The sequence below is a fragment of the Paenibacillus allorhizosphaerae genome (assembly GCF_042659105.1).
Lineage (GTDB): Bacteria > Bacillota > Bacilli > Paenibacillales > NBRC-103111 > Paenibacillus_G > Paenibacillus_G allorhizosphaerae.
This window is the reverse complement of sequence record NZ_JBHSRV010000009.1, coordinates 1-13,532: the sequence shown is the minus strand read 5'-3', so window position 1 is coordinate 13,532 and position 13,532 is coordinate 1. Positions and strand designations below refer to the sequence as shown.

Below are 13,532 nucleotides of genomic sequence, written 5' to 3'. Positions count from 1 at the left end.
CTCCTTTACAACAGGTTATAGGATGGATGGGAAAACTTGCAGGACATTCAACTTCATTATAGCGCAAAAATCGGAAAGAACACTCGTTAATTTGGACGAAGCTTTTTCCCTTAATCATGAACCGAACTCATAGTTAGGATACACGTAAGGTGTTTTTGCCGGCTCCGCTTTCGCCACGTTCTCGACTTTCAGCTGAAGGACATCCATATCGTTGAAGCTGCCCTTCTGGATCGTGCCGGTCACCGTCACCCAGCTGTCGCTGGCGAGCGTCTTGGCGCGGTCGTATTCGGCCAGCACGCCGAACGGGGCAGCGTCGGCGGAGCAGCATTGGACGGTAAACCGTCCGACGACAAACTGGTTGTCTTTCATTTCTTGCTGCCGATAGACGAAGCCGGTGAGCTGCAGCTTCTTGCCGACGAAACGGTCCAAATACAAATCGATAGTGGTGAGCGTCTCCATATACATCTCTTCTTTGACCGCGATGACGCTGGACTGATACAGCTGTTTGGCGTATTTCGCGTAATGTTTCGTAAATTTATCCGACGGGAACAGCTCGCCGTCCGACGCCGCGGCCCCGTTCGATCCGCTTCCCGCTGCTGCGCTGCTGTCCGGCGGACTTGCCTCCGGAACCGATGAGCCGCTTCCGGAAACCATGTCTTTTTTGACCGATGCGGCGCTGCTCAGGTTCATTCCTTTTTTCGCGGCGAGACTGCTGCCCATCGAGCTGTCAGGTACGGTAACCCCGAGCAGAAGAGGCAGGAAAAAAAGGCCGTAGATCACCGTATTTTTCATGATCGATCGGGAAGGCGTATGATCGTGGTCGCAATCGCAGTCCGTTTCCGTCTGTCCTCTGAACGTCCGGACCGTCTGATACATTTGGTAAGCGGCTACGGCATACAACGCGACCGCCGACCATTTGACGTACACGATCATCCGCGGTGCAATATACAACAGGATGTTGTCCGTTTTGACCAAATAAGCGATATAAATGGCGAAGCCAAGCAGAATGACGCTTTTAATCGCATGATGAATACCGAGCGTGCGTGAACTCACAGATCGTTCCCTCCTAACGAGTTACGTGATAAAAATGCGTTCGTACAACAACGACACGGCGAGTACGACGACAAACACCAGCGCGGACAACTGAAGTACGAATTTGGCGCGGAAAGCGGACAGCATCATCAGCGTGCTCTTAATATCCAGCATCGGGCCGAAGACAAGAAATGTGAGCAAAGAGCCCGTGGAGAAGGTCGTTGCGAATGAGGACGCGACAAACGCGTCGGAAGTGGAGCATAGCGACAAAACATAGGCGAGACCCATCATGAAGAGGTGAGAGCTGACTTCGCCTTGACCGATCGAGACTAGACTTTCCCGGGCGACCATCGTTTGAATGATTGCGGTAAGAAAAGCGCCGAAAATCAAATACTTGCCCATATCGAAAAATTCGTCCGAAGCATGGCCTAACAGCGAAAACAACCGGTTGCCGCCATGATCATGACGGTGATCGTGGGCAGGATGGCTGTGATCATGTGCGTGATGCCCATGATGCGCGTGATCTGAACGCTGATCGTGGGAATGATCGCGTTGAATTGTCTGAGCATGATCATGTTGATGATTGCGGTTATGCCCATCATGATGATCATGCTGCGGATGTACATGATGTTCATGCCGATGCGGCTGAGCGCCTTCCGCCCCGCGGAGCGGATTTCTTCGCACGAACCGGTAGATGACCAGTCCGATGATGAGCGCCGCGACAAATGCAAGTCCCATTCGGGCATAGGCGATTTCGGGACGGCTGCGAAATGCCATATAGGTTGAAGCATAGACGACGGGATTGAGAATCGGTCCGGCCAAAATAAATACGACGGCCACGTACACCGGCATTCCTTTGCGCATCAGACGCCGGATCACCGGGATCATGCCGCATTCGCATAACGGGAAAATAATGCCCATCACGCAGGCGAACACGATGCCGAGCACCGGATTTTTCGGCACGAGACGGCGAATCGTTTGTTCGGAGACGAACATTTGCAGCAGCGCCGACACGAGCACGCCTAGCAGCACGAACGGGAATGCTTCAAGAATAATGCTGATGAACAGCGTCTTGAAGCTTTGCAGGCTGTCCGAAGCAAGGAAGGACAAGTCCGGCTGCTCCTTTTGCGTATAAATGAGATACAGCATCACGAGGCACAGAACGGCAAGTATATTCGTGCTCCAGCGGAAAATAATGTTCTGCAAGGGGCATTTCTCCTTGTTCATCGTAATTATTATTATTACTATAATAACGTATGCGCCCGGATACATATATAGGACAAGATTTCGAAAACGGCCGATTAATATGCCGGCAGAAGCAGCGGCGTTAAAACAGGCATGCCGGCGGACTCCCGCTTGACTTCTTCGCAAAAGCAAAGATTGTAGCTCGGGTTACGCTCCAATCCTTTGATGTGAGCAAGTTGACAGGAGCTTTTGATCGGAGTAAGATGTCTTTTAACAGCAATGACAGGAAGAAGTAAGCGGAAAGGCAGCTCTCAAGAGAGCCGGTGGATGGTGCGAACCGGCGGGCGGCGTCCGTCCGAATGGATCCTTGAGCTGAGAGCTGAAACGTGCGCTGGTCGGATCAAGCGGACGATAAGCTTGTCCGGTTCTCCCCGTTACAGGAGCTGAAGGCTCGCGTGCTGCAATGTAGTCTCTAAGTTTGCAGCGTAGAGTGAATAAGGGTGGCACCACGGTCTCACGTCCCTTGCGGGCGGGAGGCCTTTTTGTATTTCCGGTCGATCGGGATCAACATCAACTTCACAAAGGGGATATTACACAATGTCAAAACTAAGAGTATTGTCAGGGATGCAGCCCAGCGGTCAACCGACGCTCGGCAACTATATCGGCGCATTGAAAAACTACGTAAAGCTTCAGCATACGCATGATTGTTACTTTATGGTGGTCGATATGCATGCCGTTACCGTGCCGCAGGACCCGGCCGCGCTGAAGGAGCAGACCGAATCGGTCACGGCTTTGTATTTGGCCGCCGGGCTTGATCCGAACGTAGCGACGGTCTTTCTGCAATCGACCGTGCATGCGCATGCCGAGCTCGGATGGCTGATGACGACGCTCACGTATATGGGCGAGCTGGAGCGTATGACGCAGTTCAAGGACAAGTCGGCGGGTAAAGATTCGGTCGGCGCAGGTCTGTTCACTTATCCTTCGCTGATGGTGGCCGACATTCTGCTGTACAATGCCGATCTGGTGCCAGTAGGCGACGACCAGAAGCAGCATTTGGAGCTGACGCGGGACTTGGCGCAGCGGTTCAACACCCGCTTCGGCGAGACGTTCACGATTCCGGAGCCGTATATTCCGAAAGTGGGAGCGCGGATCATGTCGCTCGACGACGCGTCGAAGAAGATGAGCAAGAGCAGCCCGAACGCAGGAAGCTATATTGCGATGCTGGACGCGCCGGACGTGATCCGTAAGAAGATCAGCCGCGCCGTCACGGACTCGGGCCGGGAAGTGAAGTTCGACCCGCAGCAAAAGCCGGAGGTCAGCAACCTGATCAGCATCTACGCCGAGTGCTCGGACAAAACGATTGCCGACATCGAAGCGCAGTATGAAGGACAAGGCTACGGCCCGTTCAAAAAAGATTTGGCGGAAGCGGTCGTAGCGACGCTTGAGCCGATCCAGATCCGGTACAACGAAATCCGCAAGTCCGGCGAGCTGTACGAGGTGCTGAAGCAGGGGAAAGAACGCGCAGCGGCGCAAGCGGAAGTTATGCTGAAACAGGTCAAGGAAAAGATGGGTTTTATCGTATTGTAATAAGAAAAGGCCGGAAAAACGGGCTGCATGCACAGGCGTGCGGTTCCGCGTTATCCGGTCTTTTTTTAATGATACAGGCATTGCTGCAAGAACGCCGGTTCGAAGTCGGCTTAGCCGGAAGGCACGGGGGCGTGCGCTACCCGTTTTTTTTGCGCAGCTTCGCTTTGACGATAAAGCCGGAGCCGATAAAGAGAATCGAGACGAGGCCCGACAGCATCGCCAGCCAAGGTCGCCCCGCCGCCATAAAATAGCTGACGCAAGCGAGAAGCGCCGTTCCGATCACGGCGTAAAGCAAGCCTAAACCTTTACTCATATACGGATTCCACCTGCCTTTCGCGGAACATTTGAAACTCATAAAGTTTTTTCAAAATGATGTGTATAGTTTGAGGCATACGTCACATAATAAGCTTGCAAGCTTGCAAATACATCAAAGACATTCATTCACTTGAAAGGAGTGCTGAACATGGGTGCAGGTCAATCCCGCAGCAGCAACCAACTGGTCGTTCCGCAAGCAAATCAAGCATTGGATCAATTAAAGTATGAGGTAGCTCAAGAGCTCGGAATTCAAATTCCGCAAGACGGTTACATGGGCTACATGGCTACTCGCGACGCCGGTGCAATCGGTGGTCACATCACTCGCCGCCTTGTCCAAATCGCTGAGCAAACCATTGCCGGCCAATCCGGCCAAGCTCGCTAATTTCACGCTTCAGGCATCAAAAAGTATCATTGCAAGCTCAAGGAGAAATCCTTGGGCTTTTTTCAATTGCATGAGGACACAGGACAAGCTGTCGGCCGTCCTAATGGGGCCTTCCTGCGCCAATCCGGCGATCGGCACAAAAAGACCCCGAGCCGGGCATTGCATGCCGGCGCAGGCGCCTTGGAAACGGACGATAAATCGGTTCAATACAAGTCCAGTCGAAGTTTCTTTTCCAGCCGCGAATGGCTTAGCCAGCCGACATACGAATCGATCGGCTTATATTGCGCATCCATTAACAGCATCGCGACGAACGGATACTGTTTCCGGTGGCGGTATCTCACATCGACCCATCTCACTTCATAACCCCAGGCGTGTTCCCGTACATCCGCGCAGGCATATGAGGAAAAATATAAAAACGATGCGATATCCGGATGCGACTTCGAGGCTTCCACCGCCGGGTGATCGGCGCATGTAACGCAATCCACCCATTTTAGACGGCGGTTCCGGTATTCGCCGAGCACGAACGAGCCGGTTTCTTTTTTCTTCAGCACCTGCCATTGGTACAGATGCACCGTAGGAATAAAAATGTACCGGTCCCCCGGTTCGTAAGCGAGATCCCGCTTGTAAATGCGCGACTCCAGCAAGTAATGGTAGCAGGACCGCCATATATAATACACCGCTATGGCGCCGTATAATATAGGAAACAACACTTCAGGCCTGACCAGATGAAACGACCACAAGAAAATCGCGAGTACATGCGACGTGAAAATAAAAGGGTCGAAAATGTGAATAATGTTCCACGCGACCCATCGTTCGGAGAACGGGCGGATCGCTTGCGTACCGTACGTGTTGAATAAATCGGTGAACACATGGAACGCTACGGCGATAAACACCCACATGACGACATGGGTCATCGGCAAATTACCGAAGAAAAGCCAAAGAAAACCGGAGATGAGCGCCGTCCATATCAGCAAAGCCGGCAAGGAGTGGGAGGCTCCCCGGTGATTCTTAATGTAAGTCGCGTTATCCTTGAGCCTTAATAGCGTATCCGCATCCGGCGCCTGGGAGCCGACGACCGTACCGATCAGTACCGCAGTGGAAACCGCCCCGTTCGAAGCTACGACAGGATCGACATAAGCAAGGCCCGCCAATCCGAGTCCGATCACAAGGTGTGTTCCAGTGTCCATGGACTCTCCTCCTGAAACTCTTTTTTTCCATAGTCTATTGCAGCCCATTGGTATTAGTGTATCATTTTCTTGATCAAAATAAAGCAAAGGTCGTGAAAAAAATGTGTATCGTTTTTGTCGAATACAAAATTGACGCGGAGCATCGGGAGGCTTATGTAGCATGGATGCGGGGCATGCAAGCTTCCTACCCCCAAGTCGAATGGTACGAAGGAACGGAGCAGCCGGGGCTATTTGTCGAAATATGGCATGGCCTAAGCGGCGAACAGTATCGGGCAATGCGAGAGGCCCGGCGGAACCGGGACGACCCTCAGCAAGTGTGGCAAGCATGGGATGCAATGATACCTTGGGTTCCCGGAGGGAAGGACAAGATTCATATTTGGCAGTTTGAAAAAGTAAAATAGTCCATTGTTTGAGGCAAGGAAATCCATGGTTTCTTATTCGCAATCGCGGTAACCTTACAATAGTCTTCAAAAACCGCGCGGGAGGAAACAGGATGCACAGGAAAGACATCTTTTGGTCCCATATCAAGGAGCACCGCTTAGCTTACGTTATGGGGTTTGCATTATTGTCCATATCATCCGTACTTCAGCTTCTCATTCCGTGGCTTCTCGGCCGGTTTACCGACAGTTTGCAAGTCGGCGGACTTACCTACGATCAGGCGGTCCGCTATGCGGTCTGGATGATCGCCGTCGGGGCTGGAATCGCCTTCTTTCGATCTACGTCACGCATTTATTTGTTCCGCTTGTCCCGGCAATTGGAAATGCGGGTACGTGGCGATCTGTTCGTGCATTGGGAGAAGTTATCGTCCCAATATTTCAACAACCAGCGGATCGGCGACTTGATGTCTCATGCGATCAGCGACGTAGGGGTCATACGCGAAGTGACGATGCAGGGCTATTTTAACGTGATGGAAGCGGTGTTCCTGATCGTCGTCTCCGTCATTGCGATGGTCAGCTCGGTCAATCCGTGGCTGACGCTGGTGACGATGCTGCCGCTGCCGCTGCTGAGCATTATCGCATATCGGTTCAATAAGCGCATTATGCAGCAATCGACGGACATGCAGGCGGCCATCTCCGATTTGACCAGCCGGGTGCAGGAATTTACAGCCGGCATCCGTGTCGTCAAGGCATTCATTCAGGAAAAACCGGAGCGGGAGCTGTTCACCAAAGATAATCAGCGGGCGGTCGATATGAACCGTCGTTTCGTGAAATCGAATTCACTGTTCGGAGCGCTTAGCTCCGGCATCGTCGGATTCAGTTTTCTCGTCTCCGTCGTCATGGGCGGCATCATGGTGCTGCAGAACATCATCACACTTGGGGAATTCGTGGCGTTCAACACGTATCTTTCCCTGTTGATGGGCCCGATCGAAAACTTGGGGAAAGTCGTCAATCAACTGCAGCGCGGCAAAGCGTCGGAGCAGCGCTTGCTTGAAATTTTCAACACGCAGCCCGATATCGTAGACGATGAGATGGCAAGCCCGGACATTCAAGATTTGGAGGGCGGTATTGAAATCCGCAACTTGAGTTTCTCGTATCCGGAAGCGACGCGGCCGTCACTGCACAATATTTCACTTAAAGTGCCGAAGGGCTCGAGTCTGGCGATCGTCGGCCGCGTCGGCAGCGGCAAGAGCACATTGGTGCACCTGCTCGTCCGGTTGTACAATCCGCCGAAGGGGTCGGTCTTCATCGACGGACACGACATTCACGAAATTCCGCTGCGGACGCTCCGCGGACAAATCGGGATCGTGCCGCAGGATCAGTTCCTGTTCTCGTCGACGATTCGCGATAATATCGGTTTCGATCCGAAGCCGTACAGCGACGAGCAGGTGGAGGAAGCGGCCAAGGTGGCGCAAGTGTACGATAATATCGTCGAGTTCCCGAACCAGTTCGATACCGCGCTCGGAGAACGGGGCATCTCGCTCTCCGGCGGCCAGCGCCAAAGGGTCAGCATCGCCAGAGCGATCATCAAGAAGCCGGCGGTGCTCATCTTCGACGACAGCTTGTCCGCCGTCGATACCATTACGGAGGATCGGATTCTGGAAGGGTTGAAGTCGGTTATGAACAAGCGAACGACGATCATTATCGGCCACCGCATCTCCTCCGTTCAGCATGCCGACCAAATTGTCGTCATGGACGAAGGGCGCATTGTCGAACGCGGCAATCACGATCAACTGCTTGCGTTGAACGGGATTTATGCCGACATGCATCATAAGCAGCTTCTCGACCAGGAGGCCGAGCGGCAGGACGGACACGAGAAGGGAAGCATTCCATCAAGACTGCTTCAAGGGGGAGCCGGAGCATGAACGACATCCATATCGAGAAAGAAGTCAAGAAATTCAAAGATTCGCAGCTGTTGTCCCGGCTGCTGTCCTATGCCAAGCCCTATTGGAAAATGATCTTGCTCTGCATCACGCTAGCGTTTCTGATCGTCGTATCCGATCTCGCCCGGCCTTATCTTATCAAGGTGGCGATTGACGGCCATATTAACGGCTTGAACAAACCGATGGTCGTTATGGACGCGGCGGATAGCGATATATTAAAGCCGTATGGGGATGTCACGCTGTGGAACGGGAAAGCGTATGCCCGGCTGGATTCGGAAACCGCGGCTGCATTTGCGCTTTCGCTTCCTTCCGGCGCGTCAAAAGCGCAAATCGTTAAGGTCGGCGGCAGCCAGTGGCTTGCGTCGGAATGGATTCCGCCGGGGCAGCTGGAGCGAGTCGTTACGGCGGACGGGGGTTTGAAGCTTCCCCAGCAGGACGGCCGGGTCATTGCCGCACAGCCGCTTGAATCGTCGGCGCTCGACGCGTTCCGCAAGCAGGATTACAGCGGATTTGCGAAGCTGGGCGCCATCTTCCTGATCGCCGTTGTCGGCTCGGCGATATTAAGCTACTTGCAGAGCAACCTGCTGCAATATACCGGCCAGACGATCATCTTCAACATCCGGCAGCAGTTGTTCCATCATCTGAGCCGGATGTCGATGTCGTACTTCGACCGCAATCCGGTCGGCCGGCTCGTCGTTCGCGTGACGCAGGATACGGAGTCGCTCAACCAGCTGTATTCTCAAGTCGTCGTTAACTTGATTAAAGATATGATTGTGCTCATCGGCATTGTGGCGGTCATGCTGCAAATGAACGTGAAACTCGCCTTGCTGTCGTTTGCGGTGCTGCCTTTCCTGGCCGTACTTACATTCTGGTATCGGTCGGTGATCCGCGAGGCGCAGCGGAGATCGCGCATCATTTTGTCGCGTCTGAATTCGTTTCTGGCAGAAAATCTTTCCGGTATCCGCATTACGCAGCTGTTTATTCGCGAGCAGCGGCAGTGGGAGCAGTTCGATCATCATAACACCGAGTATTACAAAGCCGGGATGCGAGGCACGGTCATTAACTCGATCTTCCAGCCGGCGATCGGCTTTCTCGGCAACTTGGCCATTGCGCTGCTGCTCTGGTATGGCGGCGCCAGCGTCATCGAGGGAGGCATTACCTTCGGTATCGTGTACGCCTTCACACACTACGTCCGGCAGTTTTTCCAGCCGCTGATGAGTTTGGCGGAGAAGTACAACCAGATCCAGACCGCTATGGTCGGAGCGGAGCGCATCTTCGACATGCTTGACGAAAAGCCGGCCATCGTCGACACGAAGGAGCCGAAACGGCTTCCAGCGCATGTCCGCGGCGAAATCAAGTTCGAGAACGTTTGGTTCGCCTACACTGAAGAAGAGTGGGTGCTGAAAGATGTCAGCTTCACGATTCAACCGGGGCAAACCGTCGCTTTCGTCGGCGCGACCGGGGCGGGCAAAAGCTCCATCATCCAATTGATCAACCGGTTCTACGATATCCAGAAAGGCAGCATTAAACTCGACGGGGTCGATATCCGCGAGATCGCGCTGGACGATTTGCGCCATTACATCAGCATCGTTCAGCAGGATGTGTTCCTGTTTACCGGCAATATCGCTTCGAATATTCGCTTGAACAATCAGGACATTACCGAAGAGCAAATACGGGAAGCGGCCCGCATGGTACATATGGACGATTATGTGCGCAGCTTGCCGGACGGCTACCAGACGCTGCTTGGGGAGCGGGGCATCAATCTGTCGCTTGGCCAGCGCCAACTGCTCTCGTTCGCGCGCGCCATCGCCTTCAAGCCGCAAATTCTCATCCTGGACGAAGCGACGTCGAACATCGATACGGAGACGGAGATTGTCGTACAGGCTGCGCTAAGCAATATTTCGGCCGGCCGCACGACGCTGATCGTGGCGCACCGCTTGTCTACGATCCAGCATGCCGACCAGATCATCGTCATGCACAAAGGCAAGGTTCGCGAGATCGGCAACCATTACTCCTTGCTCGCGCAGCGCGGGTACTATTACCGGCTGTATGAGCTGCAGTATAAGGAGCAGAAGGCGACGATGCAGGAAGCAAGGTAGCTGAGGGGCGTTAGATGGCTGCTGCTACTTGCGTGTGAGCATGATTATTGAGAAAAATAGCATGAAACTTGAGAAAAACTAGGGGATTTAGTGAGAAAAGCGTGTGAATAAATAAATATGCATCACTGACGTACTTAACTATTTAGTTCAGTACGTCTATTTTTTTACAAATGGCGTTGAAAATCAAAAAAACAACCAGTGCGGACACCGATTGTATTTATAAAAATAAGTTATCTTTGTAAGAACTATTACCACCTTGAACCAATAATAACGATATCTTAAGTGGTTACCTTGCAGCGGCTGTCTTTGACGAGTTTCGGCAAGTCGGTCACCTCCGGCTCTTTTTTTCCGTTGAACCACCCATCCTAAGTAACCAATCCACCATGCAAGCCAGAGCAATTCCTGTAGTGTACCGCAGCAGATCAACAGCCAGGAAACCTTTGCCTAAGATTAGAGCCCCGAACATTGTATCTCGGATATTAACGATCCATTCCGCTTGGTACAGCTGACTGAACTCAACGGAGAAACAGATCATCAAACTGATTGTGCTTGAGGCAAACAGACTGGCACGCACGAACAACATTCGAATGCCAAAGTACATCATTACCGCCCAGAGCGCATCTCCTGCGTGTGATGATATGATCGGAGGCAGGTTAGTTGCGAAGACTCGAGAACAGAGACCTAGAGAAATCGTAACAAGGACGGTAAGGAAATAAGCCATCCTACTCTTCCAGTTGTCAGTTGGTTTCATTGGTCTCAGATTCATACCTTACTCCTTTCCACAGTTAACGACAGTTACTCACTTTGCCTTGTCTGACAATGGTATGTAAGTGAAACAGTAAGGCAGCCGATCGTTCTGACGGCTGGAACATTAGTTTACCGTTTACTTCTACCGGTGACAAATACTATTTAGGAAAACTTTGAAGAATGCGTTTACAAAGGCATAACTTGTCCAACTGGTTTTGCATCCGTCCGTACTCCGGAAAGTGCAGGCAGCTTTAAGCGCGGTTCCGGGCGTGGAGTTGGAACTAATGGACCTCATGGATCCCGTGCCAGATAAGTTTGCGGAGCGGTTCCTCGCTTCCGGCCGGCCTTTGCTTATCCTTATCAATTCCGCAGGCATCATGGCGACTCCGCTCGTTCGCGATTCGCGGGGGGCTGAATCCCAGCTTGCGACGAACCCTTTAGGACATTTTCAGCCTTGTGTTGCGGTTATGGCCGGCGCTTAAGAAGGCGGAAGGTGCAAGAATCGTTTTCCGTATCGTCGCGCTACTCATCAACTCGGCGGCTTCGATTTCGAAGATCTCAACTTCAATACGCACGCCCATGACAAATGGCTTGCGTACGCGCAATCCAAGACGGCCAACGCGCTGTTCGCCGTAGCGATGGGCAAGCGCGGAGAACCGCATAACGCTCGGGCATTTTCCGTTCATCCGGGCACGATCGTGACGGACTTGGCCCGCAATCTGACCAACGCGAAATGCGTGCGATGGACTCGTGGAACTAGCAGGGTGAGCGCGTATTAGCTGAGTACAACGATGAGTTCAAGACGATCGAAGAAGGCGCAGCCACGTCCGTCTGGTGCGCAGTCCATCCTCAGCTCGACGGGAAGGGCGGCGTCTATTGTGAGAATGGGGATATCGCAGTCATCACGGACATCCTTTACAAGCCTGGCGTATTTCAATGGGCAGTCAACGCCGCGGAGATGTTAACCGAACAATTAACCGGCTTGAAATTCGTCATCAAATAGTAGCGTAAATCGAAGAAGCACGACAGTCCCCGGAAACCGCGGCGAGCTGTCGTTTTTTCAAGGATTTGATGTTCGCAGTAATGGCGCTGGACATTGTAAGAATTGATGAGTCAGGGCATGAACTTGTTCCAAATGAAATCTAAACCTCTTGGTATTGAGCGCATGTCGGAATTACTTTTTGAAGGGTTTGTTTGCATCAGCTGGGCGTGCATTGGCAACCTGGCTGACGTAAGCAAGGAAGAAGTGAAAGTAAGACTGGAGTCGTATTACAAATACGAAGCGCAGCAGTTTGGTAATCGACTCGGATCCGTCAGTGCATTCGTTCATACGAAGCAGGCCCGGCGACTATATCGTGATCGCTGAGGGCGATAAGGTCCATCTAGGAGTTGTGGGCGAATATAAGTACGCTGAGGAGTACGACAATCCAGAGGAGGGAATGTGTTACCGGCGAAGTTGCAGATGGCTAAGTACTATTCCAAGGGCTGGATTGAACCGGGAAGTGCAGAAGTTGTTGCGTCATAGCGGCACAATCACCAAGTTTAAGCATCCGTTTGAAGTGGCTGCTTTGGAAAAGCGGATCGAAACCCCGTCTGGGATTAAGCTGCCTGCAACACGGCGTTGTCCTCTTTAGTCGACAAAGAACTCGTTCAGCATGCAGTAGATATCCTTCGGGATGCAATGTATTCATCTGAAGCCGGTCGTTAGGAACGGGCGGCGATAGCTATCCTCGCAATACACTGCAAACAGATAAATATCGAAAAGAGTCCCTCTCTGCACGCAAGGGGTAAGGAGCTCTTTTATCAATTGTTTTACTGCCGTGTCAAATGGAAGATAATCATACTTGAATCACGAAAGTAAATATGATACATTACTTTTCCCGGTCGTTGTTGCAATAAACGATGAGGCTGATGCAACAAGTTAGATTGTTCTTCTGAGCTTGCTGGAGTAGATCCCAGGAATGGAAAACAAACGTACTTGCAGCACGAATGTAAACATGATAAATTAATTTTCCCGGTCGTCGTTGCAATAAACGATGAGGCTGAGTCAATAAGTTTATGTTGTCTGAGCTTGCTGGGCGATCCCAAGCATGGAAAACATTGCACTTGCATTGAAGTAGTAAATGTGATAAATTATTTTCTTGTCTGCTGCTGAGGCAGATGGGTAAAAAATAAGATCAAACCATTGTCCTTTGAAAACTGAACAACGAGTGAGTGCGGATCTCATTAGAGATCCAAACAATAAGTCAGTAACGAATTGAGCAATCAATTTCTCTAGATAAAGTATTACCTTTAATGGAGAGTTTGATCCTGGCTCAGGACGAACGCTGGCGGCGTGCCTAATACATGCAAGTCGAGCGAGGGTCTTCGGACCCTAGCGGCGGACGGGTGAGTAACACGTAGGCAACCTGCCTGTAAGACAAGGGATAACTACCGGAAACGGTAGCTAAGACCGGATAATTAAGCGGAATGCATGTTCCGTTTATGAAACACGGTGCAAGCTGTGGCTTACAGATGGGCCTGCGGCGCATTAGCTAGTTGGCGGGGTAACGGCCCACCAAGGCGACGATGCGTAGCCGACCTGAGAGGGTGATCGGCCACACTGGGACTGAGACACGGCCCAGACTCCTACGGGAGGCAGCAGTAGGGAATCTTCCGCAATGGACGAAAGTCTGACG

At 52.1% G+C, this 13,532-nt stretch carries 12 protein-coding genes, 1 rRNA gene and 1 other annotated feature; of the genes, 7 read left to right on the top strand and 6 right to left on the bottom strand.

Features of this window, described 5'->3' with window-relative positions:
- Positions 1–114: 114 nt before the first annotated feature.
- Positions 115–1,053, bottom strand: coding sequence for a TIGR03943 family putative permease subunit (locus tag ACFQI7_RS26375; protein WP_218100800.1), 939 nt, complete (start codon positions 1,051–1,053; stop codon positions 115–117).
- A 21-nt stretch (positions 1,054–1,074) separates the two neighbouring features.
- Complete coding sequence (locus ACFQI7_RS26370; RefSeq protein WP_218100801.1) at positions 1,075–2,238, bottom strand: permease; 1,164 nt, start codon at positions 2,236–2,238, stop codon at positions 1,075–1,077.
- Between the two features lie 249 nt (positions 2,239–2,487).
- Positions 2,488–2,744 (top strand) — a binding site (T-box leader).
- A 70-nt stretch (positions 2,745–2,814) separates the two neighbouring features.
- On the opposite strand from ACFQI7_RS26370, the gene trpS reads away from it, so the two are divergent.
- Positions 2,815–3,804 carry a tryptophan--tRNA ligase gene (gene trpS / locus ACFQI7_RS26365; RefSeq protein ID WP_218100802.1) on the top strand — a complete coding sequence of 330 codons (990 nt, stop codon included), beginning with the start codon at positions 2,815–2,817 and terminating at the stop codon, positions 3,802–3,804.
- 136 nt (positions 3,805–3,940) lie between these two features.
- Here the strand turns inward: trpS and ACFQI7_RS26360 are convergent, their stop codons facing one another.
- Complete coding sequence (locus tag ACFQI7_RS26360; protein WP_218100803.1) at positions 3,941–4,117, bottom strand: DUF5325 family protein; 177 nt, start codon at positions 4,115–4,117, stop codon at positions 3,941–3,943.
- Between the two features lie 150 nt (positions 4,118–4,267).
- Between ACFQI7_RS26360 and ACFQI7_RS26355 the strand changes: the two genes are divergently transcribed.
- A complete protein-coding gene (locus tag ACFQI7_RS26355; RefSeq protein ID WP_218100804.1) occupies positions 4,268–4,501 on the top strand; it encodes an alpha/beta-type small acid-soluble spore protein in 234 nt (77 codons plus the stop codon).
- A gap of 203 nt (positions 4,502–4,704) precedes the next feature.
- On the opposite strand, the gene ACFQI7_RS26350 is transcribed toward ACFQI7_RS26355, so the two are convergent.
- Complete coding sequence (locus tag ACFQI7_RS26350) at positions 4,705–5,688, bottom strand: metal-dependent hydrolase (protein ID WP_218100805.1); 984 nt, start codon at positions 5,686–5,688, stop codon at positions 4,705–4,707.
- A gap of 101 nt (positions 5,689–5,789) precedes the next feature.
- Between ACFQI7_RS26350 and ACFQI7_RS26345 the strand changes: the two genes are divergently transcribed.
- The 3 genes from ACFQI7_RS26345 (at position 5,790) to ACFQI7_RS26335 (ending at position 10,107) form a co-directional block, all read left to right on the top strand.
- On the top strand, positions 5,790–6,089 hold the full coding sequence (locus ACFQI7_RS26345; protein ID WP_218100806.1) for a hypothetical protein: 300 nt from the start codon (positions 5,790–5,792) through the stop codon (positions 6,087–6,089).
- Between the two features lie 92 nt (positions 6,090–6,181).
- On the top strand, positions 6,182–7,990 hold the full coding sequence (locus ACFQI7_RS26340) for an ABC transporter ATP-binding protein (protein ID WP_218100807.1): 1,809 nt from the start codon (positions 6,182–6,184) through the stop codon (positions 7,988–7,990).
- Positions 7,987–10,107 (top strand): ABC transporter ATP-binding protein, encoded by a 2,121-nt coding sequence (locus ACFQI7_RS26335; RefSeq protein ID WP_218100808.1) that lies wholly within the window; start codon positions 7,987–7,989, stop codon positions 10,105–10,107. The genes ACFQI7_RS26340 and ACFQI7_RS26335 overlap by 4 nt, the downstream gene beginning before the upstream one ends.
- Positions 10,108–10,435: 328 nt before the next feature.
- Here the strand turns inward: ACFQI7_RS26335 and ACFQI7_RS26330 are convergent, their stop codons facing one another.
- Together ACFQI7_RS26330 and ACFQI7_RS26325 are read right to left on the bottom strand one after the other, a co-directional pair.
- Positions 10,436–10,828: a ribosomal maturation YjgA family protein gene (locus ACFQI7_RS26330; RefSeq protein WP_268966842.1), complete on the bottom strand. Its 393-nt coding sequence runs from the start codon at positions 10,826–10,828 to the stop codon at positions 10,436–10,438.
- 463 nt (positions 10,829–11,291) lie between these two features.
- Positions 11,292–11,540: a hypothetical protein gene (locus ACFQI7_RS26325; protein ID WP_218100809.1), complete on the bottom strand. Its 249-nt coding sequence runs from the start codon at positions 11,538–11,540 to the stop codon at positions 11,292–11,294.
- 479 nt (positions 11,541–12,019) lie between these two features.
- Between ACFQI7_RS26325 and ACFQI7_RS26320 the strand changes: the two genes are divergently transcribed.
- Together ACFQI7_RS26320 and ACFQI7_RS26315 are read left to right on the top strand one after the other, a co-directional pair.
- Positions 12,020–12,220: a hypothetical protein gene (locus ACFQI7_RS26320; RefSeq protein WP_218100810.1), complete on the top strand. Its 201-nt coding sequence runs from the start codon at positions 12,020–12,022 to the stop codon at positions 12,218–12,220.
- A 926-nt stretch (positions 12,221–13,146) separates the two neighbouring features.
- A 16S ribosomal RNA gene (locus tag ACFQI7_RS26315) occupies positions 13,147–13,532 on the top strand; the annotation flags it as partial.

Bases quoted from the DNA above. Each gene is read 5' to 3' on its own strand.
- trpS (WP_218100802.1), top strand. From the start codon at position 2,815: ATGTCAAAACTAAGAGTATTGTCAGGGATGCAGCCCAGCGGTCAACCG.
- ACFQI7_RS26360 (WP_218100803.1), bottom strand. From the start codon at position 4,117: ATGAGTAAAGGTTTAGGCTTGCTTTACGCCGTGATCGGAACGGCGCTT.
- ACFQI7_RS26355 (WP_218100804.1), top strand. From the start codon at position 4,268: ATGGGTGCAGGTCAATCCCGCAGCAGCAACCAACTGGTCGTTCCGCAA.
- ACFQI7_RS26350 (WP_218100805.1), bottom strand. From the start codon at position 5,688: ATGGACACTGGAACACACCTTGTGATCGGACTCGGATTGGCGGGCCTT.
- ACFQI7_RS26345 (WP_218100806.1), top strand. From the start codon at position 5,790: ATGTGTATCGTTTTTGTCGAATACAAAATTGACGCGGAGCATCGGGAG.
- ACFQI7_RS26340 (WP_218100807.1), top strand. From the start codon at position 6,182: ATGCACAGGAAAGACATCTTTTGGTCCCATATCAAGGAGCACCGCTTA.
- ACFQI7_RS26335 (WP_218100808.1), top strand. From the start codon at position 7,987: ATGAACGACATCCATATCGAGAAAGAAGTCAAGAAATTCAAAGATTCG.
- ACFQI7_RS26330 (WP_268966842.1), bottom strand. From the start codon at position 10,828: ATGGCTTATTTCCTTACCGTCCTTGTTACGATTTCTCTAGGTCTCTGT.
- ACFQI7_RS26325 (WP_218100809.1), bottom strand. From the start codon at position 11,540: ATGAACGGAAAATGCCCGAGCGTTATGCGGTTCTCCGCGCTTGCCCAT.
- ACFQI7_RS26320 (WP_218100810.1), top strand. From the start codon at position 12,020: ATGTCGGAATTACTTTTTGAAGGGTTTGTTTGCATCAGCTGGGCGTGC.